Origin of the sequence: Flavobacterium solisilvae, assembly GCF_012911605.1 — a bacterium.
Classification (GTDB): Bacteria; Bacteroidota; Bacteroidia; order Flavobacteriales; family Flavobacteriaceae; genus Flavobacterium; species Flavobacterium solisilvae.
This window is the reverse complement of record NZ_JAAMPT010000117.1, coordinates 1-337: the sequence shown is the minus strand read 5'-3', so window position 1 is coordinate 337 and position 337 is coordinate 1. Positions and strand designations below refer to the sequence as shown.

Genomic DNA, 337 nt, shown 5'->3' with positions numbered 1-337 from the left:
GTTCGATTTATAGATGCTTTTGTTAACAGTATCGACTTAGAGAAAATAGGATTTACACCCAGAGTATTAAAAACCGAAGGTCGTCCAAGTTTTGATACCAAGGTATTTTTAAAAATCTATTTGTATGGCTATTTAAACGGTATTCGTAGTTCGAGACGATTAGAAAAAGAGTGCCTTCGCAATATTGAATTGCAATGGCTTTTGGAAGCCATTTGCCCAAATTATCACAGTATTGCTGACTTTAGAAAAGACAACCCCAAAGCACTAAAACAACTCTTCAAACTGTTTGTTAGTTTTTTAAAAGACGCCGAATTAATTGCAGGCGAAACCATCGCTA

At 35.3% G+C, this 337-nt stretch carries 1 protein-coding gene; it reads left to right on the top strand.

The features are described from left to right. Positions 1-337 (top strand): transposase (locus tag G6042_RS00550; protein ID WP_169522344.1); only part of this gene is annotated, 337 nt, incomplete at both ends.